General features: G+C 60.2%; 18 protein-coding genes and 2 riboswitches. Of the genes, 12 read left to right on the forward strand and 6 right to left on the reverse strand.

Annotated elements, in window-relative coordinates:
* Nucleotide 1: 1 nt before the first annotated feature.
* Nucleotides 2-1,075, reverse strand: a complete 1,074-nt coding sequence (cobW, locus tag AC1MDC_RS01200) for a cobalamin biosynthesis protein CobW (RefSeq protein ID WP_085701900.1) — start codon at nt 1,073-1,075, stop codon at nt 2-4.
* Nucleotides 1,076-1,174: 99 nt separating this feature from the next.
* Nucleotides 1,175-1,384: riboswitch (cobalamin riboswitch) on the reverse strand.
* Between the two features lie 347 nt (nt 1,385-1,731).
* Here cobW and AC1MDC_RS01205 point away from each other — a divergent pair.
* The 10 genes from AC1MDC_RS01205 (at nt 1,732) to cobM (ending at nt 10,633) form a co-directional block, all read left to right on the forward strand.
* Nucleotides 1,732-2,484, forward strand: coding sequence for a 2OG-Fe dioxygenase family protein (locus AC1MDC_RS01205; RefSeq protein ID WP_480392322.1), 753 nt, complete (start codon nt 1,732-1,734; stop codon nt 2,482-2,484).
* Nucleotides 2,484-3,764, forward strand: coding sequence for a hypothetical protein (locus AC1MDC_RS01210; protein ID WP_480392323.1), 1,281 nt, complete (start codon nt 2,484-2,486; stop codon nt 3,762-3,764). Before AC1MDC_RS01205 ends, AC1MDC_RS01210 begins: the two co-directional genes overlap by 1 nt.
* Nucleotides 3,761-6,181, forward strand: a complete 2,421-nt coding sequence (locus tag AC1MDC_RS01215) for an ATP-grasp domain-containing protein (protein WP_480392324.1) — start codon at nt 3,761-3,763, stop codon at nt 6,179-6,181. The genes AC1MDC_RS01210 and AC1MDC_RS01215 overlap by 4 nt, the downstream gene beginning before the upstream one ends.
* Nucleotides 6,178-7,095, forward strand: a complete 918-nt coding sequence (locus AC1MDC_RS01220; RefSeq protein WP_480392325.1) for a sugar phosphate isomerase/epimerase family protein — start codon at nt 6,178-6,180, stop codon at nt 7,093-7,095. The genes AC1MDC_RS01215 and AC1MDC_RS01220 overlap by 4 nt, the downstream gene beginning before the upstream one ends.
* Entirely contained in the window at nt 7,085-7,783 is a 699-nt protein-coding gene (locus tag AC1MDC_RS01225) for an AzlC family ABC transporter permease (protein ID WP_170929675.1), read from the forward strand. The genes AC1MDC_RS01220 and AC1MDC_RS01225 overlap by 11 nt, the downstream gene beginning before the upstream one ends.
* The gene (locus AC1MDC_RS01230) at nt 7,770-8,096 is read left to right on the forward strand and encodes a hypothetical protein (protein ID WP_085695931.1); all 327 of its coding nucleotides are present in this window, start codon (nt 7,770-7,772) and stop codon (nt 8,094-8,096) included. The genes AC1MDC_RS01225 and AC1MDC_RS01230 overlap by 14 nt, the downstream gene beginning before the upstream one ends.
* Before the next feature lie 36 nt (nt 8,097-8,132).
* A riboswitch (cobalamin riboswitch) is annotated at nt 8,133-8,353 on the forward strand.
* 122 nt (nt 8,354-8,475) lie between these two features.
* The gene (locus AC1MDC_RS01235; protein ID WP_007959524.1) at nt 8,476-8,673 is read left to right on the forward strand and encodes a CbtB domain-containing protein; all 198 of its coding nucleotides are present in this window, start codon (nt 8,476-8,478) and stop codon (nt 8,671-8,673) included.
* Between the two features lie 11 nt (nt 8,674-8,684).
* Complete coding sequence (locus tag AC1MDC_RS01240) at nt 8,685-9,386, forward strand: CbtA family protein (protein ID WP_085695930.1); 702 nt, start codon at nt 8,685-8,687, stop codon at nt 9,384-9,386.
* On the forward strand, nt 9,383-9,796 hold the full coding sequence (locus tag AC1MDC_RS01245) for a cobalamin biosynthesis protein (RefSeq protein ID WP_085695929.1): 414 nt from the start codon (nt 9,383-9,385) through the stop codon (nt 9,794-9,796). Before AC1MDC_RS01240 ends, AC1MDC_RS01245 begins: the two co-directional genes overlap by 4 nt.
* A 90-nt stretch (nt 9,797-9,886) precedes the next feature.
* A complete protein-coding gene (gene cobM / locus AC1MDC_RS01250; RefSeq protein WP_085695928.1) occupies nt 9,887-10,633 on the forward strand; it encodes a precorrin-4 C(11)-methyltransferase in 747 nt (248 codons plus the stop codon).
* A gap of 114 nt (nt 10,634-10,747) precedes the next feature.
* Here the strand turns inward: cobM and nfuA are convergent, their stop codons facing one another.
* The 3 genes from nfuA to AC1MDC_RS01265 all read right to left on the reverse strand — a co-directional run bounded on the left by nfuA (nt 10,748) and on the right by AC1MDC_RS01265 (nt 14,779).
* Complete coding sequence (nfuA, locus tag AC1MDC_RS01255) at nt 10,748-11,332, reverse strand: Fe-S biogenesis protein NfuA (RefSeq protein WP_007959519.1); 585 nt, start codon at nt 11,330-11,332, stop codon at nt 10,748-10,750.
* Between the two features lie 91 nt (nt 11,333-11,423).
* A complete protein-coding gene (locus tag AC1MDC_RS01260; RefSeq protein WP_480392326.1) occupies nt 11,424-12,425 on the reverse strand; it encodes an acyltransferase family protein in 1,002 nt (333 codons plus the stop codon).
* 59 nt (nt 12,426-12,484) lie between these two features.
* A complete protein-coding gene (locus AC1MDC_RS01265) occupies nt 12,485-14,779 on the reverse strand; it encodes a fatty acid cis/trans isomerase (RefSeq protein WP_480392327.1) in 2,295 nt (764 codons plus the stop codon).
* Between the two features lie 159 nt (nt 14,780-14,938).
* On the opposite strand from AC1MDC_RS01265, the gene metH reads away from it, so the two are divergent.
* The gene (metH, locus tag AC1MDC_RS01270) at nt 14,939-18,649 is read left to right on the forward strand and encodes a methionine synthase (protein ID WP_266200149.1); all 3,711 of its coding nucleotides are present in this window, start codon (nt 14,939-14,941) and stop codon (nt 18,647-18,649) included.
* 4 nt (nt 18,650-18,653) lie between these two features.
* On the opposite strand, the gene AC1MDC_RS01275 is transcribed toward metH, so the two are convergent.
* Entirely contained in the window at nt 18,654-23,438 is a 4,785-nt protein-coding gene (locus AC1MDC_RS01275) for a dermonecrotic toxin domain-containing protein (RefSeq protein WP_480392328.1), read from the reverse strand.
* Between the two features lie 158 nt (nt 23,439-23,596).
* On the opposite strand from AC1MDC_RS01275, the gene AC1MDC_RS01280 reads away from it, so the two are divergent.
* Nucleotides 23,597-23,815 (forward strand): DUF2970 domain-containing protein, encoded by a 219-nt coding sequence (locus AC1MDC_RS01280; protein WP_007959515.1) that lies wholly within the window; start codon nt 23,597-23,599, stop codon nt 23,813-23,815.
* A 6-nt stretch (nt 23,816-23,821) separates the two neighbouring features.
* Here AC1MDC_RS01280 and AC1MDC_RS01285 read toward each other — a convergent pair whose 3' ends face one another.
* Entirely contained in the window at nt 23,822-24,895 is a 1,074-nt protein-coding gene (locus tag AC1MDC_RS01285; RefSeq protein ID WP_480392329.1) for an ABC transporter substrate-binding protein, read from the reverse strand.
* Nucleotides 24,896-25,094 lie beyond the last annotated feature (199 nt).

Raw genomic sequence — 25,094 nt, forward strand, 5'->3', positions numbered from 1 at the left:
CTTAAACGCTGAGCGCGGCGCGCAGTTGCGCTTCGAGCTGGGCAGCGTCCAGTTCCTGACCGATCAATACCAGACGGGTGATACGCGCTTCATCGGCGCTCCACTGGCGGTCGAAGTGCTTGTCAAAACGCGTGCCCACGCCCTGGATCAGCAGACGCATCGGCTTGTTCGGGATGGCCGCGAAACCTTTGACCCGCAGGATGCCATGCTGGACCACCAGTTGCGTCAGCGCATCGAGCAGCAGACTTTCGTCGGCTTGCGGCAGTTCGATGGAGATCGAGTCGAAGGCGTCGTGATCGTGGTCATCGTGATCGTCATCGCCTTCACCGTGGTGGTGATCGTGGTGGCTGTGGCGGCTGTCGATGTGTTCTTCGGAACCGGCGCCCAGGCCGATCAGCACGTCCAGCGGCAGACGGCCGTTGCTGGCTTCGATGATTTTTACTGCCGGCGGCAGTTCTTCGGCGACTTCCAGACGTACGCGCGCGAGATCTTCAGGGCTGGTCTGGTCGGCCTTGTTGAGGATGACGAGGTCGGCGCTGGCCAGTTGATCGGCGAACAGTTCGTGCAGCGGGGATTCGTGATCCAGGTTCGGATCGAGTTTGCGCTGGGCGTCGACCTGATCCGGAAACGCGGCGAAGGTGCCGGCGGCCACGGCCGGGCTGTCGACCACGGTGATCACCGCGTCCACGGTGCAGGCGCTGCGGATTTCCGGCCACTGGAAGGCTTGTACCAGCGGCTTTGGCAGGGCCAGACCCGAGGTTTCGATCAGGATGTGGTCGAGGTCGCCGCGACGGGCCACCAGTTCACGCATCACCGGGAAGAACTCTTCCTGAACCGTGCAGCACAGGCAGCCGTTGGCCAGTTCGTAGACGCGGCCGGTGGCTTCTTCTTCGGTGCAGCCGATGGTGCATTGCTTGAGGATTTCACCGTCGATGCCCAACTCGCCAAACTCGTTGACGATCACCGCGATGCGACGGCCCTGGGCGTTGTCGAGCATGTGTCGCAGCAAGGTGGTTTTGCCCGAGCCGAGGAAGCCAGTGACGATGGTGACGGGGAGTTTGGCCAGTGTTTTCATCGGATGCCCTTTGGCAAGGTGGCGGGCATACGGGACGAGACCGGCAGCGCGGGTGCGTGCCTGGAGAGTTCGCCACCGGATCACCCCGCCCGGTTGAAAGTGAGAATCTGTGACGAGGCAGGTCTCCTGGCTGACGGTGTTCGGGCCTTGGCCCGGTATTCGCTGCGCCTTCCCGCTGGCTCTGGATTGAGTTGGCAGTGGCGTGGCAGCGAACAGCACCGTTCACAGTTGCGGGGGCAGCCGCGGCTTGGACCGCGTTCCCTTCTTAGCTTCGGCGTGGGCCGAAGAACCTCGAAAGCGCAAGGCTACGCATGCGCGCAAGGCGGGTCAACGTCTGCGGCAATTTCGTTATATGGACATCGTTCTTTAATATTTTGATCGAAAACAGTTCTCAGTTAAAAAATTAGTTGTAAGTTATCTCTTACATATCATCTAGCCACCAACTATCCCATCACGACGTTCGACCTTGAAATAGAGCGCTCGAACTCTCAAATTACATATCTTTACAAAAACCGAATTGATAAATTAAAACAAGATATGAAACATGAAGATTCAAAAGGACGCTGCACTCTACAAGAAAGGAATTCTTGCATGCCTGATTACTATCAGTATTCAACGCTTTTTATTCCTGCCCATCCTGCTTACGCGCCTGCAATATGAGCGCCGACAATGCATTGCGGCAATCTGATGGCACCGTATTGCAGGAACTGTCCCAACTACTGCGTAATTGCCACTACGCGCACAGTTATCAATATCCGGCGATCCAGGTCGGGTTGTTGGGGCACGATGTGTCTCAGGCGTTCAACGCGACCTGGGAGCATTTGCACCCCGATACCTACCTGAGCGTGGAGAACGGCATACGCCAACGGCGCATCTGCAAGTTCGAATATCGCCAACGTGAGCGCCAATGGACAACGCTGCAAGACTGCCATTTCTTTCAAGCCCAGGCCCACAACCCGCTGCTGGGCGGCGTCCAGCGCACCTACAGCCGCAGCGAGTCAACGTTTATCGAGTCTCCGGTCCTGCAAACCGTGCTCGCTGCCGACCTGGCGCTGATGGATCTGGCAGTCGGCCCGCGCGACTGGCTGGTGACCTGTCACCAGTTCCGCATCCTTTGCGACCGGCGTAATGCCGGCCTCGCCACACCCGAGGGCCGCCATCGCGATGGACACGATTTTGTCTTTCAACATCTGATTCAACGCCAGGGCGTCATTGGCGGTGAAAGTCGGATATTCAATGAAAGTGGCGACTGTGTATTCAAAGCAACTTTGACGGATTACATGGAAACAGCCGTATTGAATGACCGAATACTTCTGCACGAAGTTTCCCCACTGCAAACATCAAGCATTAATTCGAATCGCGGCAGCCGCGACATGTTGATAATCGATTTCGACCTGGCGGACTACTAATGAACTCTTTGACGCATGCACTTTCAGCCAGCCCACCCGGCGCACATGACTTTATTATTGAGCAATTCCAACAAGCCTGTGCTCGACGAGTTTCAACGTTGTCGTTGACCGCCAACGAAAACATATTGTCCGAGACGGCGCGCACGCTCGGACAGAACCGTTTTTACGAGCGTTATTTATTCAACGCGCAAGCCATCGACGGACAACGCTATGCCGCCCAATTCAACGGCATGCACGTTGAGCACTTCCCGGAAGTCGAAGCCTTGAAGACGCTGGCAACCCAGGCTGTGCAGGCAATGTTCAACGCTCCATTCGTCGAGTACCGGGTGCTGTCCGGCGTGCACTGTACGTTGAGCGTGCTGAGCGCGCTGACCGAGCCGGGCGATGCCATTCTGTCGCTTGCGCCGGAAAGCGGCGGGCATTTTGCGACCGGGCCACTGGTGCAGAAAATCGGCAGGCGCAGCGCATTTTTCACGCTGACGGCGGACGGACAGATCGATCTCGAAGCAGTCGATCAGACACTTCAGGCACTCGGTACAGGGCCGGCAGCCGTGCTGTTCGATCACGGCCTGACCACTCGGGCAATCGCAATCGAGCCATTGCGTACGTTGCTGGACCGCCGTGGGTTGGAGCGGACACTGATTATTTACGATGCCTCGCACACCCTGGGCCTGATCGCCGGACAGGCCTTTCCCAACCCGCTTGACGAAGGCGCGGATATTCTTCAAGGCAATACCCACAAATCCCTGGCAGGTCCGCACCGGGCACTGATCGTCTGCCGAAGCGCCGACCTGGCCTGGCGAATCGAACAGACGCTCAGCAGCGGTCTGGTCTCTTCGCCCAACCTGCCCGGCCTGCTGCAATTGTTCGTCACCCTGGTGGAAACCCGGCACTACGGACAGGCCTATGCCCAGCGCATGTGCGCCAACACCCGCCAACTACATGATGCCCTGAAAGGCTTGCCGGGCTGGACGCTACACCCCACCGACACGCACTTGCTCTTGCTTGAAGGCCCCCTGGCGCGGCAAGCGGCGCAGGAACTCAATGAACTGGGCATCCGGGTCAACAACAAACAAGTCCATGGACGCGATTGCCTGCGCTTCGGCCTTCAGGAAATCACTCGCCTGGGGATCAGCAGCGAGGACCTGGATGCCTTGGCCCACATAATCCGCAATGTCTTGAGCGGCGGTGCGAACGGCGTGGATCGGATCCGTCTGTCGCACATTTGCCAGCGCCTGAACCGAATCCATTACAGCTTCGACCCGGAGGTTTGCCGATGAAAGCAAGCGCCTGCCTGATCATAGGCAACATCCGCGAAGGTGAGTACGAAGGCCTGATTGCCGAGGGCATTACTCCGCTGTTGATCGCCGACAGCCGTAAAACCAGCAAGATTGCTGACGCGACAAGAATTTCGCCAGTGGCACAGTACGATTTTTCCAGAGGACTGACGGCGGATCTGATCGGATTGACGCAACGTCTGCTCGATGAACACGGGTTCACCAGCGTGCTGAATTTCCGCGAAGGCTATGTTGCTGTCACAGCCCGCCTGTGCGCGGCGCTGCCAGCACTGGCTCACTTGCATCGCAACGTGGAAAACACGCTGGACAAAGCGTTGCAGCGCCAACACTTCCAGCAGTCGGACAACCCTGACCTGCACGTGCCGTCCCGCGAAGTACGAATCGACGACCTGCTGGCACACTCCGATGAACTGCCCTACCCGTTTATTCTGAAACCCGCGAACCTCTACAGCAGCCTGTTCGTTCGTTGCATCCACACTCACCACGATCTGCTCGACTATGCTCGCCACGAATGGCCGGCGCTGCAGCGTTATGTGGCCGGTAAAAGCCGCGAAACCGAGCAGTTGCTGTTGGAGGAGTTCCTCCAGGGCTCCAACCACTCCATCGACTGCGCAATTGCTGCGGATGGCTCGATCCACAGTTTTCCGATTGTCGACGTGATTGCCGGTGTCGATATCGGGCGTGGTGACTTCCACCATTTCGCCCGCTACACGCCATCGCTGCTGGAACCCGATGCCGGCCTGAAAGAACGCTGCCACCGACTGGCCCATGACGCCGTCAACGCACTGGGACTCAGAGGCACGTTTGCCCATGTCGAGTTCATTCTCACCGCCAGCGGACCGAAGATTCTCGAAGTCGGCGCGCGCCCCGGCGGCAGCCGGATTCACGTGATTCGCCAAGCCTGGGGCTTGCACCTGGACGTCTGCTACCACCGGACACTGTCCGCTGAAATGCAGCCTCTTTCCGGCCGCCCCCCCGTTGCGTTCGGCATTGCCACACCGTTCGCCCGCACCGACCGGTTCTATGACGGGCTGCACCACGCCGAGCGCATCGAACGCCTTGCGGGATTCCAGCGCCGGTATGCCTACGTCAACCCGGGCGATGCCATCGGACCGGTCAGCAACGGTTTCCAGAACTACCTGTACATCGAGTTCAAGCAACCCGATACCGCCAGCCTGCGCGAATCCTTGCTGGCCGTCGCCGACATCGATGTCTACGGCGAAGTCCCCGGCGCGACGAGCATCCGTCACATTCTGCTCATCGGCGGCCGCGATTCGGGAATGGACTGGGATACACAAAGGCAGTTTCGCTTTACCCTCGTCCAACAGCCTGGTGACCTGTCTGACTATCAGCGCAAGCACGCAACACCGGTACTGACGCCGGACATCGCAGAACTGGACGCTTACAGCGAAACCATCGAGCGACTGCACCGTCAGCACCCGTTCGATGCCGTGGTGTCATTTTCGGAACTGGGCCTGTTGCCGGCATCCCGGCTGGGCGAACAACTGGGCATCGCCCACAACAGCCTGGGCAGTGTCGAAGTCAGCCGCGACAAGCTGCTGTTTCGTCAATTGTTGCAAGGCAGCCGCTACGAATTGCCGGCCGCCGCCGTCAACAGTCGCGAGGAGGTTCGTGCCTTCGTGCTCCGTCACGGCCCGGCCATTGTCAAACCCGTCAACGGCTCCGGCAGCCAAGGCGTCTACGCCATCGACCGGCCAGAGGATGTCGCGCAACTGCCGCTTGAGGGCTGCAATCTGATCGAGGCCTTCGCCACCGGCGAGGAATACAGTGTCGAATCCTTGAGTCTGGATGGCCGGCACCAGATTCTCGGCATCACCCGCAAACACACCAGCGGTGCGCCGGGGTATGTCGAAACCGGCCACGACTTTCCCGCCGGGCTCGATGATGACAGCCGCGTGCAAATCGAAGAAGCCGTGCTGTGGCTGCTCGAACGCATGGGCAACCGCTGGGGCCCGGCTCACACCGAGATCAAGCTCGACGGTTCACGCCTGCACTTCATCGAGACCCAGACTCGCTTCGGCGGCGACCAGATATGGGAAATGGTCTGGAAAACCACCGGCGTGCATCTGGCGGCCAGCACCATCGCCGCAATGACGGGCTCTGCTCTGCCGGAAATCGAGAAACCCTACGTGAAAATGGCGATTCGCTACATTGAAGCGGACCACACCACCGACCCGAAACCGCTGCAGGGGCGTCTGCTGCAACAGCCGTTTGCGCTGCGCGCGATCCTCAACCATGACAAGTTCGGCCGGCCCATCCGCCGCTCTGCAGACCGTCACGGCTACGTGCTGCTGGGCTGTAGCGACGCGGACGACCAGGCAGCCTTCAACGCTGCGATTTCCCACCCACGGTTCACTACCCAAGGACAGGCGCAATGACCACGAATGAAACGCTGTACCGTATCGATGGCCCGATCAGTCAGGATTTTCCGCTGATCTCCTTCTCCACCAATGTCTACGACAACCCGGCGGACATCTTCGGTTCAATCACCGATCTGGCCCGACATTTCAAGGCCGTGGAGTTCGAAATCGGCGAAGACGCCGAACAGGTCTTCTGGTCACTCAGCGCCGAGGAACGTGTCAATCTGGCCCGGCAGATCCGCCGTTTCACTGAGCACAATGGCATCACCCTGACCGTGCATGCCGGCTGGTGGGGACGCCAGTACAACCTGTGCTCCCCGGATCTGGCCGAACGCGCCCAGGCAGTCGACTGCCTGAGCGCCGCTGTGGATTTTTCCCGTGAGGCGGGTGCCACCAGCGTCACCTTCCACCCCGGCTATAAGGATCAGCTGGAAAATAGCGTGTTGCTGGACAACCTGATCGACGCGATCAATCAGGTCAGCACACGCTGCAACACCGATGGCATTGCCCTGTGCCTGGAAAACATGGGCGGACAGCGACCGAAATTTCCGGTATTCACGGTCGAGGAACACCTGCGCTTCCACCAGGAAACCGGATGCTTCGTGACCATCGACGTGACGCACCTGTGTTCGCTGCTGCCGTATGGCGAAAGCCTGTTCGAAGCCATCGCCGGTCTGGCGCCGATCACTCGGCACCTGCACATTGCCGATCTCAACGATACGCACCACCAGCATCTGCCGATCGGCGAAGGCAACCTGCGCCTGAGCGATGTGCTCAATCGTTTCGCGGTCAACGGCTATCGCGGGGTCGCGGTGGTGGAAGAGTTCATTCCGCGCTTCTCCACCGAGTACTACCTGGAGAAGGCCCTGGCCTACAAGAAAGGGGTCGAGGAACTGCTCGCCGGCACGCGGCAAAGCACCCATGCCGGTTGATTCCGCGCTGGCAAAACCGGCGTCGCACAACGAGATTGCGACCGGCATTCGCGATGCGCTGCCGTTCGTGTTCTCGCTGTTGCTGACTTTCACCCTGATCGGCATGCTCGGGCGCCGCCATGGCCTGGACTTGCCGGCCATGGTGGTGTTCAGCGGCACGGTGATGGCCTCGCCATTGCAACTGACGCTGCTGGAAACGCCCGCGCATCTGCTGAACGCCTTTGGTGTGCTGGTCTCTGCGCTGAGCATCAACCTGCGCTTTCTGGTTTTCACGCTGAGCCTGAAATCCAGCCTTGAAGGGCCGATCAAGGCGTTCGTTCCGGCACTGGCGGTAATGGCCAATGCTGCATTCACGCTTATGTCGATCCGCAAGGAACAGCAGCCGATCAGTCGAGCGTACGCCAACACCGTGTGCTTTTTGCTGTATGCCGCCGCCCTGCTCGGCACCATCGCCGGCTATTGCTTTGCGAGCCTGGCCGACAACGCCGTGATGGATCACGTCAGCGTGGTGATCGCCGTCTTCATCAGCGCCTCGCTTGGCAAGATGGCCCGCGAGCGTCACAGCTTCCACGCGCAATGGATCGCCGGCCTGGCCACCGCCGCCAGCTTGCTGTGGCTGGGCGAAGTGAGCCTGCTGCTGGTCCTGGCAGTCACAGTCCTGACGAGTTATGTCTATGACCGAACCTAGTACTTTCTGGTTGTATGTGCTGATCTGCGCACTGGTGTCCGCGATTTGCCGGCTGCTGCCGCTGGCGGTCGATGTCGAGCGGCTGTCCGGCGGTGCCCGCAGCTTCATCGGTCGCCTCGGCAAGTACACGTCGGTGGCGATGCTGGTCAGCCTGCTGGCGGGGTCACTCCTTCCACTGACCAAGCAGCACGCCGCTGCAATGCAGTGGATTGTGCCGGTAACGCTGGCCTGGCTGCTGAGCCTGACGCCAATCAAGTCCTACTACGCGTTTTTGATCGCCTTGGCGGTGTACGTGGCACTCGCGACGCTTTAGCGCCGTCGATTGACGCGAATCCCCCGCCCATGGTCTCCTACACAACTTGTTACGGGTGCCCTTCACAGGGTGAAACGGGAAACCGGTGAATCATGTGCTTTACTCTAAAGCCATGTCAGTCCGGTGCTGCCCCCGCAACGGTAAGCGAGCGAAGCGTCAGATCCACTGTGCCGATGGCATGGGAAGGTGACGCTTGCAGGTCGGCCTGACGCCAGCCCCTCGTGAGCCCGGAGACCGGCCCGCAACACACAGTGCGCATCCTGCGTTACTGAACATAACAAACCCGCGGTGGGCGGGCGCTGTTCGAACCTCTGCGTGCCTGACTCGCAGGGATTTTCATGCGCTCTGTTCACCCGCTGACACTCCAGAGGGAAGCGCCATGTCGATCATCAGCAGCACCGGCAGCAATTCGGACAAGATCTCCAGCACCACTACCCTGAGCCAACGCCTGACCGCCGCCGTCTGCGCGTCGATCCTGGGTGCGTGCCTCGTGTATTTCGCCGGTTTCTCACACATCGAAGCGGTACACAACGCCGCCCACGATACCCGTCACAGCGCCGCGTTCCCGTGCCACTGAGACCTGACGACATGATCAAGCGTATTGCGCAGACCGCAGGTTTCACCGGCCTTCTGGCCGCCCTGCTCCTGACGTTGCTGCAAAGCTTCTGGGTTTCGCCACTGATTCTGCAGGCCGAAACCTTCGAGAAAGCCGAACCGGTGGTCGAGGTTCACGAACACGCCGCCGGCACCGCCGCCCACACTCACGATGCCGAAGCCTGGGAGCCGGAAGACGGCTGGCAGCGCGTGCTGTCCACAACCGGCGGCAATCTGGTGGTTGCCGTGGGCTTTGCCCTGATGCTGGCGGGCTTGTACACCCTGCGGGCGCCGACCAAGACTTCCCAAGGTTTGCTCTGGGGCCTGGCCGGTTACGCGACCTTCGTGCTCGCCCCGACCATGGGTCTGCCGCCCGAGCTGCCGGGCACCGCCGCTGCCGACCTGGCCTCGCGTCAGATGTGGTGGATCGGCACTGCCGCCTCCACCGCTGTCGGTCTGGCCTTGATCGCGTTCAGCCGCAGCTGGCTGATGAAGATCCTCGGCGTAGCGATCCTTGCCGTGCCGCATGTGATCGGCGCGCCGCAACCGCAAGTGCATTCGATGCTCGCACCGGAAGCTCTGGAAGCGCAGTTCAAAATCGCTTCGCAGTTGACCAACGTCGCGTTCTGGCTGGCCCTGGGCCTGATCAGCGCCTGGTTGTTCCGCCGCAAAAGCGAAGGCCAGTACCACGCATGACCGATGACAGCGCAGCGCCGACCTTCGTGGTCGGCCTGGGCTGCCAGCGCGGCTGCCCGGCCAGCACGCTGCGCGCATTGCTTGATCAGGCGCTACAGGCGCATCGAATTGATCTTGAGAAGGTCAAGGCGCTGGCCAGCATCGACCTCAAGCGCGATGAACCCGGCCTGCAGGAACTCGCCGCACAACTGGCGCTGCCGTTGCTGTATTTCAGCAGCGAAGAGCTGGCCTGTTATCAGCAACGCTTGAGTCATCATTCACAAATCGCCTTCGAACGCACCGGTTGCTACGGCGTGGCGGAAAGTGCCGCCCTGGCACTCGCCGAACAGTTGATCAGTGGCCCGGCAAAACTGCTGATTTCCCGGCAAAAGTACGCGCAGGCAACTCTGGCATTGGCCGGCGCTGCGTAAATTCCCGATAATTCCTGCTTTCGATCATGAGCATTCTTCATCTGAAGGGCTTGTGAAGCACTGCACTGCCCTTTTCTACAGGATCCAGCGATGACCGTTTACTTCATCGGCGCCGGCCCCGGCGACCCGGAATTGATCACCGTCAAAGGCCAGCGGCTGATCCGCAGTTGCCCGGTGATCATCTACGCAGGTTCGCTGGTGCCGACGGCGGTGCTGGAGGGTCATTGCGCTGAAACCGTGGTCAACAGCGCCGAGCTGCACCTGGAACAGATCATCGACCTGATCAAGACCGCCCACGCCAGGGGCCAGGACGTCGCACGAGTACATTCGGGCGATCCGAGTCTGTATGGCGCCATTGGCGAGCAGATCCGTTATTTGCGCGAGCTGGATATTCCGTTCGAGATCATTCCCGGCGTGACCGCCACGGCTGCGTGCGCCGCGCTGCTGGGCGCTGAACTGACCCTGCCGGACATCTCACAAAGCGTGATTCTGACCCGTTACGCGGACAAGACAGCGATGCCCGCCGGTGAAGAACTCGGCAATCTGGCGCAGCACGGGGCGACCATGGCGATTCATCTGGGGGTCAATCACCTGGAGAAGATTCTGGCTGAGTTGCTCCCGCATTACGGCGCGGACTGCCCGATCGCGGTGATTCACCGGGCGACGTGGCCGGATCAGGATTGGGTGGTCGGGACGCTGGAGGACATTGCCGCGAAGGTGGCGGCGAAGGGGTTTCGGCGTACGGCGTTGATTCTGGTTGGGCGGGTGTTGGGTAGCGATCACTTTGGTGAGTCATCGCTGTATCGCGCGGGACATGCGCACCTTTATCGACCATGAATGCGACGCGGAGCGTCCCAGGCTGCATTCCAACGCAGAGCGTGGGAACGATCAAATTTCACGCAAAAAAAACGGCGCTCACGGGGCGCCGTTTTTCATGCCGCAGCGAACGCCTTAGTAGTAGGCGTTTTCTTTCTGCGTGTGGTCGGTCACGTCGCGAACGCCCTTGAGCTCCGGAATGCGCTCGAGCAAGGTGCGCTCGATGCCTTCCTTCAGGGTCACGTCCGCCTGGCCGCAGCCTTGGCAACCGCCGCCGAACTGCAATACGGCAATGCCGTCTTCAACCACATCGATCAGGCTGACCTGACCGCCGTGGCTCGCCAGCCCCGGGTTGATTTCGGTTTGCAGGTAGTAGTTGATGCGCTCGTTGATCGGGCTGTCGGCGTTGACCATCGGGACTTTGGCGTTTGGAGCCTTGATGGTCAGCTGGCCGCCCATGCGGTCGGTGGCGTAGTCGACTACAGCATCATCGAGAAACGCTTCGCTGAACGAGTCAATGTAAGCGGTGAAGCTTTTCAGCCCCAGCGCCGTGTCTTCAGGTTTTTCTTCGCCCGGCTTGCAGTAGGCAATACACGTTTCGGCGTATTGGGTGCCAGGCTGGGTGATGAAAACGCGGATGCCGATGCCCGGAGTGTTCTGCTTGGAGAGCAGATCGGCCAGGTAATCATGGGCGGCGTCGGTAATGGTAATAGCGGTCATGGAGACTCCTCGCAGGCTTGAGGCGGAGTTTACGCCAATCGGCGCGCGGCACAAAGTCCTAGTATTTACGTAGGAATAGTTCGCAAATCGGCTAAGCGCCGCGTTCGCCGTCGATCCGAGCTTTAAGCCACTGATAACTGCGCTTTTCCACCCATTCGTAGCTCAGCCACGAACCGATTCCGATGGCCAGTGCGCAGGCGCCAAACATCAAATACGGGTTGATCCCATAGCGCCGGGCCAGATACCCGCCGGCCGACAGCACCAGCACGTGCATCAGGTACACCGAGTACGAACAGTCGCCCAGCAATTTGAGCAACCTGTTGCGCTCGACATGTCGCTCCAGCGCAATGCTGGCCATGATCAGCACGGCACTGGGCACGCCCCAATTGAGCAATCGGGGTTCCGGTGGCAGGTGATAGATCGCCAGCAACGCCGCGCCGATCCCCAGTAACGGCAGCCAGAGCGCCGGCCCGATCCAGCCGCGGCGGTAAAGCATGCCGAGGCCGATCCCCAGCAGGAACTCATAAACGATGTCCGAGCGATAAAACTCGCTGACCCAGCCAAACCCGGTCCAGGCCTGGCACACCGCAAACAGCAGCGCCGCGACCACCAGCAAGCGCACTTGCAGCCGGAACAACAGCGCCCAGGCGAACAACACGTAGAACAGCATTTCGTAATTCAGGGTCCAGCCGACGTTCAGGGTCGGGTAGATCCCGTAGCCACCGGGGTTTTCGGTCGGGATAAACAGCAGCGACAACAGCAAATGGCTCCAGTCCACTGTCTGATCCGGCAGCAATGGCCGGGCGAACACCACCAGCAACGCCATCAGGACGGTGTAGAGCCAATACGCCGGCACAATCCGAAACAGTCGATACAGCAGAAACCGCGTCGGCGGCAACGCCTTGCCTTCGGTGGACAGGAAAATCACCAGCCCGCTGATCACGAAAAAGATATCGACGCCCACCGCGCCCTTGTCGATGAACAGCTGCCCTATCGGCCCGCGCGCCTTGAAGTCGAAGAAAATCTGCATGAAGTGATGGCAGACCACTGCCCACGCGGCGAGCGCTCGCAGGGCCTGCACTGAAATCAACATCGATGGCGCTCCCGATTCCGTACATCACAGGATTGGGACAACCGCCATCGTTCAAACGATCAAAGATTCTCGTACCGGTTCATATCCAGCACGCCCTCTTCCACCGGATCGGTTTCGTGGATGTACTGGCTCAAATCATGGAAATAGAACCAGAACTGCGGATGGCTGCGGCGGATGCCCCAGCGTTCGACGATTTTCTCGAACTGCGTCGCGTCCTTTGCACTTTCCATGGCGTCGACAAATGCCGGCACCTGATCAGCCGGGATGTTGAACATGAAGTTCGGGTAGCTGCTGAGCACACCCGGATAGATCGTCAGCGTATCCAGCCCCGGTTGATAGCGCAGCGATTCACCGAGCAGGAACGCCACGTTGCTGTGGGCGCGGTTGCGCATCAGGCTGTAGACCTCGCGTTTGCCGCTGCGGGTTTCAACCCGGAGCATGGTCGCTTCCGGCAATTGATCGATCACTTTCAAGCCAGCCGCCGGGCGTGAAGTCAGGCGGCTCAGCGCCTGTTCGGCGTTTTGCAGGGCCGGGTCGATGTTCGGACGCGAGCAATAGGCGTCTTCGCAGCGGTTGATCGGATCCGGATGCGCGTTGAGGTCGCCATAGCGCGCCAGCAATTGCATGGCGAAATCGTGTTTCGGATCTTTCTCGTCGAGCTTCAGCGCGGTCGGCTTGTCGTCATCGATGGCTTCGTAATCGAGCCACATCTTGAACTGGCCGCTGCTCTGGTACCAATCGTCGAGGTAGCCCTCGCGAGAATCGGCGGGCATCAGACGCAGGAAGTTCTGCTCGGCGCCGTTGCGGATCAGGTCGAAATACAAGCGGGTTTGCGCCTGATGGGAGACATTGCCGAACACATCGAAGTTCACCGCCAACTGGTAATAGGTGCGCTCCAGCAGCGGATAGTCGAACAGCCACATCGTCTGCGGCACTTCGCCGATCAGGCCCTTGGTCACCGAGGCGCTGTCGAAGTGACGGAAGATGCTGAGCAAGGCGTTGTCGTTGCCGGCCCACAGGGTCGACCAGCTCGGCGCCGGCAGGTCGGCGTAGCTGTCACGGCGCAGGGCTTCGTATTTGTTTCGCTTGTTGCGGTAGTTGTGCCACAGGCTCAGCACGCTGCCGACATCGTCGTTCTGCCCCGGCATGGCCAGCAACGGCGTGGCCTGGCCGCGATAGTTCGGGTCGGTGATGTACAGGTCGTGTTCCGGCGCCTGGAACAGCGCCCAGAAGTTGTCGCGGATCACGTCGGTTGCGATCTGCCCGCGGCATACCGGGCCGCGAATGAATGTACGCACGAAGTATTCGGCGTTATCGAGCATGAACTGATAGCGCGCCTGCGCCGGAATCGCCTCAAAGGTCGCGAACGGGTTGGCCCGGCTCTGCGGTCCGTAGCCCGGCAAGGCATTGACCTGCCAGTGGCCGTTGTAGAACAGGCTTTTGACCCGCGCCATCTTCGCCGCGCTCAGCGGATAAGTGATGTGGGTCTTGTGCACGATCACGCCCTGCACCGGCCACAGACGGTAGTAAACCTGGGTCCCCGGATCGTCGTTCGGGCGACGCGTGGCGATCAGATCGATCGGCTTCCCCGTCGGCGTGCGCGAACGCACCCACTGGAAGTAATGCCCCGGCTCGCCGTCCTTGAAATAGATATGCGCCAGGAACCAGTGCTCGAACAGCCAGCGCCCGACCAGGCTTTCCCGCGCGCCGGGCTGGTTGAGCAGGTTTTCCCACTGAACGATCTGCAACGCCTCTTTGGCGCTCGGCGCCAGGCCTTGCTCATCGATCGGCGCACCGGACGCCAACCAACGTTGCAACGTCTGATATTGCTGATCGGTCAGGCCGGTCACCGCCAGCGGCATGCCCTCTTTCGGATGGGCGCTGGCATAACCGTCGAACTCGGCGGGCATCGCGCACAGGTTCTCGCGATTGAGCCCCAGCACGATGTCTTCCGGCAGTCTGGCGTTGGGCGTCAGCGGCGTTTTGTGCCCCAGCTCCAGCATGCGCGCCATCAGCGCGGCCTGACTGCCTTGAGCATCGAGTACGGAATAGAAATCTTTCTGCTGCCAGGCACGTTTGCCAAAGGCGTCATAGAACAGCCGCGTGGTCGGTGCCGCCTGGGTACGTTCGCCATCATAGACCGGCATCTTGCTCGCACCACGGGCAGCGCCCTCGCCGCTGCCCAGATTGAGCTGGCAGGCGGAGTCGTAGCACGCATGGCAGGCCACGCACTTCTCGGTGAAGATCGGCTGGATATCGCGAGTGTAAGAAATAGCGGGAGAAACCGCAGGACTTTGCGCCGCCGCGCCAAAGCTTAAAAACAGCAATGCAATGCTGATGACGCGGTACGACATGTCCCTGATCCTGATCCAGAAGAAAAACGACGCGATTCTACCGTTATGACGACCGTACCAACATGAGCGATATTCATGCAAAAGCGCCACATGCTCTAAAACCGCACAGGTTTGTTATGATCCCGGCCCTTCGTCATGGTCTTTTTCCGAGTAGTCCCAATGTCCGATCGCAGCGTTCGCCTTCAAGCTCTCAAGCAAGCTCTCAAAGAGCGCATCCTGATTCTCGACGGCGGCATGGGCACGATGATCCAGAGCTACAAGCTCGAAGAACAGGATTATCGCGGCAAACGCTTCGCCGACTGGCCGAGCGACGTCAAGGGCAACAACGACCTGTTGGTACTGACCCGCCCGGACGTGATCGGTGGCATCGAAAAAGCCTACCTGGATGCCGGCGCCGACATCCTCGAAACCAACACCTTCAACGCCACCCGGATTTCCATGGCCGACTACGGCATGGAAGAACTGGTCTACGAACTCAACGTAGAAGGCGCCCGGCTGGCGCGCAAGGTCGCCGATGCGAAAACCCTCGAGACGCCAGACAAGCCGCGTTTCGTCGCCGGCGTGCTCGGTCCTACCAGTCGCACCTGCTCACTGTCACCGGACGTCAACAACCCGGGCTATCGCAACGTCACCTTCGATGAGTTGGTGGAGAACTACACCGAAGCCACCAAGGGTCTGATCGAGGGCGGCGCCGACCTGATCCTGATCGAAACCATCTTCGACACCCTGAACGCCAAGGCTGCGATCTTCGCCGTGCAAGGCGTGTTCGAAGAACTGGGCTTCGAGTTGCCGATCATGATTTCCGGCACCATCACCGATGCCTCCGGCCGTACCCTGTCGGGCCAGACCACCGAAGCGTTCTGGAACTCCGTGGCCCACGCCAAACCGATTTCGGTGGGCCTGAACTGCGCCCTCGGCGCCCGCGAGCTGCGTCCGTACCTGGAAGAGCTGTCGGACAAGGCCAGCACCCACGTATCCGCCCACCCGAACGCCGGCCTGCCGAACGAATTCGGCGAGTACGACGAGCTGCCGGCGGACACTGCCAAGGTCATCGAAGAATTCGCCCAAAGCGGTTTCCTCAACATCGTCGGCGGTTGCTGCGGCACCACACCGGGCCACATCGAAGCCATCGCCAAAGCCGTCGCCGGCTACGCGCCACGGCAGATTCCCGACATTCCCAAGGCTTGCCGCCTGTCGGGTCTGGAACCGTTCACGATCGATCGCAGCTCGCTGTTCGTCAACGTCGGCGAGCGGACCAACATCACCGGTTCCGCGAAATTCGCCCGCCTGATCCGTGAGGACAACTACACCGAAGCCCTGGAAGTCGCCCTGCAGCAGGTCGAGGCCGGCGCCCAGGTGATCGACATCAACATGGACGAAGGGATGCTCGATTCGAAGAAGGCCATGGTGACCTTCCTCAATCTGATTGCCGGCGAACCGGACATCTCCCGCGTACCGATCATGATCGACTCCTCGAAATGGGACGTGATCGAAGCCGGCCTCAAATGCATTCAGGGCAAGGGCATCGTCAACTCGATCAGCATGAAAGAAGGCGTCGAGCAGTTCATCCACCACGCCAAGCTGTGCAAACGCTACGGCGCGGCAGTTGTAGTGATGGCGTTCGACGAAGCCGGCCAGGCCGACACCGAAGCGCGCAAGAAAGAAATCTGCAAACGTTCCTACGACATTCTGGTCAACGAAGTCGGCTTCCCGCCGGAAGACATCATCTTCGACCCGAACATCTTCGCCGTGGCCACCGGCATCGAAGAACACAACAACTACGCTGTGGATTTCATCAACGCCTGTGCCTACATCCGTGACGAACTGCCGTATGCCCTGAGCTCCGGCGGCGTGTCCAACGTGTCGTTCTCGTTCCGCGGCAACAACCCGGTGCGCGAGGCGATTCACTCGGTGTTCCTGCTGTACGCGATCCGCGCCGGCCTGACCATGGGCATCGTCAACGCCGGTCAGCTGGAGATCTACGACCAGATCCCGCAGGAACTGCGCGACGCCGTCGAAGACGTGATCCTCAACCGCACGCCTGAAGGCACCGATGCCCTCCTCGCCATCGCCGACAAGTACAAGGGCGACGGCAGCGTCAAGGAAGCCGAAACCGAAGAATGGCGCGGCTGGGACGTCAACAAGCGTCTGGAGCATGCGCTGGTCAAAGGCATCACCACCCACATCGTTGAAGACACCGAAGAGTCCCGCCAGTCCTTCGCCCGCCCGATCGAAGTGATCGAGGGCCCGTTGATGGCGGGCATGAACATCGTCGGCGACCTGTTCGGCGCCGGCAAAATGTTCCTGCCGCAGGTGGTGAAGTCCGCCCGCGTGATGAAACAGGCCGTGGCCCACTTGATCCCATTCATCGAGCTGGAAAAAGGCGACAAGCCGGAAGCCAAGGGCAAGATCCTGATGGCCACGGTAAAAGGCGACGTGCACGACATCGGCAAGAACATCGTCGGCGTGGTGCTGGGTTGCAACGGCTATGACATCGTCGACCTCGGCGTGATGGTGCCGGCCGAGAAGATCCTGCAGGTAGCCCGCGAAGAAAAATGCGACATCATCGGCCTGTCCGGCCTGATCACCCCGTCGCTGGACGAAATGGTCCACGTGGCCCGCGAGATGCAGCGTCAGGACTTCCACCTGCCGTTGATGATCGGCGGCGCGACCACTTCCAAGGCGCACACGGCGGTGAAGATCGAGCCCAAGTACAGCAATGACGCGGTGGTCTACGTGACCGACGCCTCCCGCGCCGTGGGCGTGGCGACGCAGTTGCTGTCCAAGGAACTGAAAGCCGGTTTCGTCGAGAAGACCCGCGAAGAGTACATCGACGTCCGCGAGCGCACCGCCAACCGCAGTGCCCGCACCGAGCGCCTGAGCTACGCGGCCGCGATCGCCAAGAAGCCGCAGTTCGACTGGGCCACGTACACTCCGGTCAAACCGACCTTCACCGGCACCCGCGTGCTGGACAATATCGACCTCAACGTACTGGCCGAATACATCGACTGGACGCCGTTCTTCATCTCCTGGGACCTGGCCGGCAAATTTCCGCGCATCCTTGAAGACGAAGTGGTCGGCGAAGCGGCGACCTCGCTGTACAAGGACGCCCGCGAGATGCTCACCAAGCTGATCGACGAAAAGCTGATCAGCGCCCGTGCGGTATTCGGCTTCTGGCCGGCCAATCAGGTGCATGACGACGATATCGAGCTGTACGGCGATGACGGCAAGCCCATGGCCCGCCTGCATCACCTGCGTCAGCAGATCATCAAGACCGACGGCAAACCGAACTTCTCGCTGGCCGACTTCGTCGCGCCGAAGGACAGCGAGGTGACCGACTATGTCGGTGGTTTCATCACCACCGCCGGGATCGGCGCCGAAGAAGTGGCCAAGGCATATCAGGACGCTGGCGACGATTACAACTCGATCATGGTCAAGGCGCTTGCCGACCGTCTGGCCGAGGCCTGCGCCGAATGGCTGCACCAGCAGGTGCGTAAGGAGCATTGGGGTTACGCCAAGGATGAAGCCCTCGACAACGAGGCGCTGATCAAAGAACAGTACTCAGGCATTCGTCCTGCACCGGGCTACCCGGCGTGCCCGGATCACACCGAAAAAGCCACGCTGTTCGCCCTGCTCGACCCCGAGGCGCAGGAAATGCGCGCCGGCCGCAGCGGCGTGTTCCTCACCGAGCACTACGCGATGTTCCCGGCGGCAGCGGTCAGCGGCTGGTACTTTGCGCATCCGCAGGCGCAGTACTTCGCCGTGGGCAAGATCGACAAGGATCAGGTCCAGAGCTACACCTCGCGCAAGGGCCAGGAACTGAGCCTGACCGAGCGCTGGCTGGCGCCGAACCTGGGTTACGACAACTGAACAATCAGTGCTGATCAGCCCCTCCGGAAGAGGAGGAACCACCGGGTTCCTCCCAGTCCGTGTCTGCCATCCACTGTTCAAGCGTCTCCCGGGTAATGCCCAGTGCCGACTGGTAGCCCGTACGATCAAAATAGTCACGGATCCGTTGCAGACTGGCAGTCGACAGTGAGCGATAGTTTCCGGATAAACGGGTGTCGAGCAGCAGCTCGTCATGATTGCCGTCAAAGAGCTGCTCCGGAATATCCCTGATCGAATTGCCCAACAATCTCAGTGTGCGCAAGTGTTCGGCCTGTAAAACCTGTGCCGGCCATTCCCTCAGGTCGTTACCGCTCAAATGCAGCGCTTCGAGCCAGGGCGGGATCGCTTCGTTGAAGTAGCGGATCCGGTTGTGGTTCAACTCCAGCAGTTCCAACCCCTCAAGAGACGCTGCACTGAAGGCTCTGAAATGGTTGAGGTTCAGGCGCAAGCGCTTGAGATGGTTCAGCGAACCCAATAATTGCTCGGCTGCATGAGCGTCATGCAACCGATTGGCGGACAAATCCAGTTGCTCCAGTCGCTCCATATCGCCAATGGCTTGCGGCAGGTCTCGCAGCGCGTTGGCGGCCAGATCCAGGGTTTCCACTTGATTGAATGACGTGAGAAACCCTTGCAGCCCCTGCTCGCTCAGCTCCAGCCCCCTGAGGTTCAGACCCTTTACATGAGGAAAGGCTTCCGGCAGGTCGGGCAACGCCCCCACACCGGGAATACCCTCCAGATCCAGCACATAGTCGGTTACGCCGGCCTCGCCAAACAGGCCCATTTGCCAGCACTCCATGATTCTGTGCGCCGCCTGCGCCCGGCCTTTCGAGGAAATCCGCGGCTGCCTGAAACGCATGTCGACACTGCGTCGCACGAAGATCCAGCCATTGAGCTCGCGCGTCAGCGCTTCGAACCGTTGGTTCCAGTCATTGATACGAGCATTGACTTGCGCGTCGGTAGCTCCGAAGCGCAGGTACTCGACCACGTCAATCGCGTCCTCCTCCGACAGACCGGGAATCACCCGCTGCAAGCGGCTGATGAAGGAAGAAAGACTTTCTTCGGCAGGCGGCGCCGGTGGCAACTGCAACAACCGCGATGCCACACGGGATCCGGTCTCCATGGGTTGCGCGCTCCTGTCGGGCAGGGGTTCAGCGGCAAATCTCGCCAGCGCTCCCTCCGGCAGCCCCAGCGTCGACTCGACTCGGGACCGGGCCGCCTGCAGCTGAAGTTGTGTGTCTGGCCCAAGGGGAGCACCCGTCAGAAGCATGTTGATCAGCAGGTCATCACGGGCCAGAGCCTGCGGTGGCAGCGAGGTAACGCGGGTGTTTCGCAAATCCAGCCAGCGCAACGCCAGAAGGTCCTCGGCGCCCCGTGGCCACTGCTGCAACTGCGTGCCTTCAAGGCTCAGCGCCTTCAAGTTCGGCATGCTCGACATATCCAACCTGTAAATCGGATTGCCGGACAGGTCGAGTTCGACCAGTCTGGCGCGGATATCCGTCGGGATCGGGTTGGTTGTCAGCGCACAGTCACTGAGGTCGAGATATCGAACCTCGGGAAAAGCGCGGAGGAAATTGCGGATCTGACCTGTTTCCGACCGACGCGATTGCACAAGCAGGGACTTGACGTGGGGAAAGCTCGCCGACAGCGACGGCAGCGGATCATCGCAGACCCAGACAAATTGGTCGTAGCCGCGATTGCTCGCAGCCAAGGGGGCTTCACGCCAGCAGCGTTTCAAGTCATGCGCGGCTCTCAAACGTTCTTCAAGGCCGGGGCCGGGGGCGGCCCAGTGATCGAGGGTCGATTCAAGGCGCTCCCATTCCTGAGCACGCTCGTTGAGCCACTGCATGATCTGAACATCACTTTGCCCCTCTCGCATCGCTCGCAGCACAACTCCGTTGGCCTGTCTGAAATCCAGATTCGGATAGAGTTCCAGCACTTGCACCGCGAGTGAAGTGTTGATCCCCGGGCGCCCCAGCGCGCCCTCGCCACTGGCGAGATACCCAAATCGACGATTCTTGAGGCGTATCGGAGGTTGGTACGTACGGTTGCTCGGACTTGAGAGGGCCACGGCCGTACGAACCTGCTCAGGATGCGCCGTTGCATAGTCGATGATTGCCCGCTGCAAGCGAGCGCTGCTTTCACTTCCAGACAGCCCCAGAGCTTGACTGGCTTCCTGTGGCAAGGCGCGCATGAGCGAGGGAAAAAAGGTATCGAGCTGGCCGTTCTGCGTCCATCCATGGTCACTGAATGCCTGAAACAGCGGCCCTTGCTTGACCACGCACACCCGGTTCGTGACCGACTGGCCGCCAATCGCCTCCAGCAACGGCCCGTGAATGTGTGAATCACGAAGTTCAAGCCGCACATCGTCCGGCCAGCCCGGCAACTTTTCGAGTAATCGCAAGGCCAGCCGGCAGCTGTCGATGGAGGGATGCTCTTGATGCAGGCCGGCATAGGTTCGGGCCGCCCTTCCCTGTCCGGCGTACCAGCGTGCCTCCTCCAGCAGGCGGCGCGGCACTGAAGTCGACGTTTGCAAAGCCGCCAGTGATTCTGCATCTGCATGGGCAAGAACTTCCCGGCCAGCGTTTTCACCGAGACCCGGACATACCCGTTGCAGTTTGAGGAGCCGTGCATCCGGTGTGGCGGTTTGACGTTGCGCGTCGAACAGTTGCAACGCATCGGCCAGTTCAGGCGGTGGCGGCAGGTTGTCCACGTGCATTCTGCGCAAGCTGTCGTCACTGACTGCGCCTATGTCGGCGATGGCCAGCAATTGTTCGTCGGTCAGCATTTCGGTGCTGTGACCGATCCGGCGCATAAGTGTCAAGCGATCCCAGGACAACGGGCGCTCCAGCGTGGATCGCCAGGCGCCGGCACCGTTGTGGCTCAGTATCGGCTGATAGGCATCAGGATCACGGGGATGCCTGATACGCCAGCGCAGGGATGCCCTGTCCCAGTTCTTTTCGTAGACCCGGCCCTGCAACCGGATCCAGGCTCGTTCCTGTGCAATGAATTGGCCCTGAGCATTAGGCCCGCCCTGGGGAAGCTGTTCAACAGGGCTTTCATAGACCGTCAGATCCGGGTTCCACAACCGTGTTTGACCGTCAGCCAATGTGACTGGCCGCAGTTTTTCTATGACCGGCGCAGCCGTGGCCGGCTTGAGGCGGGACAGGACTTTACCGGCGCCAGCGAGCAAACCGAACAGAGCCAGGTTCTCCGCAACATCGATCAGGTGCGCCTTGGCGGCCCTGCGATCGCCTTCGCTCCACTCGATGACGCCTTCAATGGATTCCTCCAGCAACTGGCCAACCATCACCGCCGTCATGATCTCACCCAGCACCGGTACAAAACCCGCTGCGGTGGTCAACACCAGCATGCCGATGTTCAGTAATGTCGCGAGTTTCCTGCTGCGTACCTTTTCGTCGACATCTGCCGTGGGCACAGCGTGACTGCGGGCATCGGCAATGGTCCGCTCACGGTGCCGTTCAAAGAGATAGTTCCACAGATCGACATTTTCAGAGGTGGGATTATCGCCCTCCCGTGGAATCACGGTGGGGGCCAGAAAAGGGTCATCCTCGGGGGACTTTGTCTCCACGGTGGGAGGCCTGTTATGAATGCGCCAGAGGCCCCCGAAAGGATTGAGGAGTGCGATGGCATCAGCGGAAAAATGAGCCGTGGACGATGAGTCGTGCAAGAAACGGCTGAAATAGTCCCCACGATCGGCATACGCCACGAAACGACTGAAAAACCGCTGATAGGCCGTCGGCACCGTATCTTCAGACGACAAGCCGTCGCGTTCGGTGAATCTTCGTTTGAACATCGCCTCCATTTGTCTGCGGGTATAACGCTTTAACGGGTGGTAAGGGTCATGGGGAATGTAGAGCAGTAGATCATCGGTATAACGCTCGTCTTCACTGATCGAAAAACAGACGCAGCCTGTCATTCGATGCTTCATCAGGCTCAGATCGTGAAACCAGATGTTCTTGCGGCCCAGACGCGGATGAAGGTCTCCATCGATGACCGACAGGATCATCGTGTAATCCTCGGGTTCGATGTCCCCACAGGACAACGCGTACTGCGCAGCAGCGTGCAGATCGGCTTTGGCAGCGCCGATGAATGTCTCACGCAGTGCCGTTGCGGCCTGCGCATTTTTGGAATCAAAAAAGTCCTTGAGATAGGCCTGATACTTCGCACCGATATCCAGCGAACGGCATAAAGCCATGAATCGAGTCACGGTCATCGGCGTTGTCAGGGGCAGCAACTCTCCGGGTTTCCTCCGTTCGACCAGAAAACCGGAAGAACGGTGAAAGGCCCCCGGTTCGCATTCCGAGTCTTCGAAGTTATGCAGGGCCGCCTGCAGTAACGAAAGTGTGGAGACTTCATAAACCCCCACTTCAATCGAGAAAATACCGGCCTCGACAGCTTTGTTCAGGCGCAGATAGATCGTTTTGACATCCATTTCGATGCCGAACTCGTCTCGTAACGCTTCAATCAGCAGAGGCTCGGCAAACGTGTCGATGTCCTGCAGGGATGACAGTTGTCTGTCCAGCCGGGACTGGGCGACAAAGCTGGCGGTAAACCCGTCATTCAGGGCTCGACGCTGCGCCCGGGTGGCTTGCCGATAGCCAAGCGGCAGCGTCGCACGGGCGCTTTTGAGTTCTGCGCGGCGCTGCGCAGTGGCGTCCGTCAACCAATCGGGAATGGCCTGTTCGAGAAAGGCACCGTGGATGCTCTGTGAGGCGGCTGGCTTCATTCCGGTAGCCGGGATCGATGACATAACGCTTCTCCTGTGAAAGTGAAGCATCAGCACACCATTTCGAAGGCGGCCAGCCGTGGTAGATAGTTATGTCGGCACCAGCCAGGCGTTTCCAATGGTTTCTCGCGCAGCCAGCCGATTGACTATGCTCAATAGGCACACTTTAAGACGAGGGATGTATGGACGATCCAGTCGACAACAAGCCACCGACCTTCTGGCAGATGCTGCACAGCGTCATGGCAGCGGCGTTCGGGGTGCAGAGCGGCAAGAACCGGGCAAGGGACTTCACCCATGGAAAGCCCAGCCACTTCATCTTCCTGGGCATCGCGTTCACGGCGGTGTTCGCCCTGACGCTGTTCGGCATCGTGCAACTGGTGGTGCATCTGGCGGGCGTCTGATCTGCGTCAGTGCATCAGGGTCTGCAGGTTGAACGGATAGCGATACGAAACCGGACGACCCTTCGCCGACAGTTTGCGAAAGTGCACGCCATAGTCTGGCGAGGCGCCCATGGCAAGAATTCGGCGGGCATGATCCCTGTCGATCAGTTGCAACAAAGGAATCTGCCGGTCACGACCGCCATATTGGTTCAGATCGACGCCTTGCGCGTGATCGTGCAACTCGACAAGCGCCCAGCCGCCCAGAGTGAAATGGCCGCCGAGCAAGGCGCTCAAGCGCCCATCCACTACCGCCTGCAAAGCTTTGGCCGAGGTATTGACCGCGCTGAACAATACGTCCTTGCCCGGTACTTTGCCGGCCTCGGAAACGGCGCGCATCGCACCGAAGGCCATTTCATCGTTGGCCGCCCACACCAACGAAACATCGGGATAGCGGACCAGCAACTGTCTGGCCTGCTCGTAGGCCCGTTGCTGCGTCCAGCCACCGTAGACCAGTTGTCGCAAACGCACCTGAGGGTGCTCGGCCAGCGCCCGCTGCATGCCCTTTTCGCGCAGTTGCGCCGAAGGCGTGATTTTCAGACCGGAAAAGGCCAGCAGATCAATGTTTTCACCGGGCGCCACGGGTGGATGCAAGCGAATCAGCTCCTTCATCATCAGATAGCCGCCCTCTTCATCGTTGGGCACCAGGCTGCCGATGTGATCAGCACGATCTGCCATCAGCGCCTTCTGGCTGGGTGTGAGTGCCGAGTTGACAATAAAGAGCTTCACGCCGCTGCCATTGGCCATGCGCAGGATCTGCGGCGCCACGTACTGTTCGTTGACGAACACCAGATAGTCCGGGCGATCTGGCCCTTGCAGGGCCAGGCGCGCCTGGGCCAGGGTCAGTTCGGGATTGCGCTGGGCGTAGAGAATGCGCAAGTCCACACCCAGGTCCCGGGCAGCGGCCTGCATGAACTGCGAGTAGCTGAGCCAGAACGTTTCCTGAGTCGAGCCCGGATTCAGGAACAGCACCGACTCCGTACGCGCGCAGGTAGCGAAAACCGCGCCGAACAGGAGCAGGCTGATGTGGAGAAACTTGAACATGAAACATCCGGGCCCAGGGAAAAATGGCCGCGCATTATAGCCATTGATCGCCTGGCCTTTGGCGCTTGATCCCGCCTTTTGTCCGACAATCGTCGCAAGCGGGGCCCGGACGAGTCGTTTTACTGATGGCTGACCCAGAACACCGCTGTTCCAACGACCAGAATGATCAGGAACAGAATGGCCCATGCATCGACGCTGC

This window comes from Pseudomonas sp. 1 (assembly GCF_056626735.1).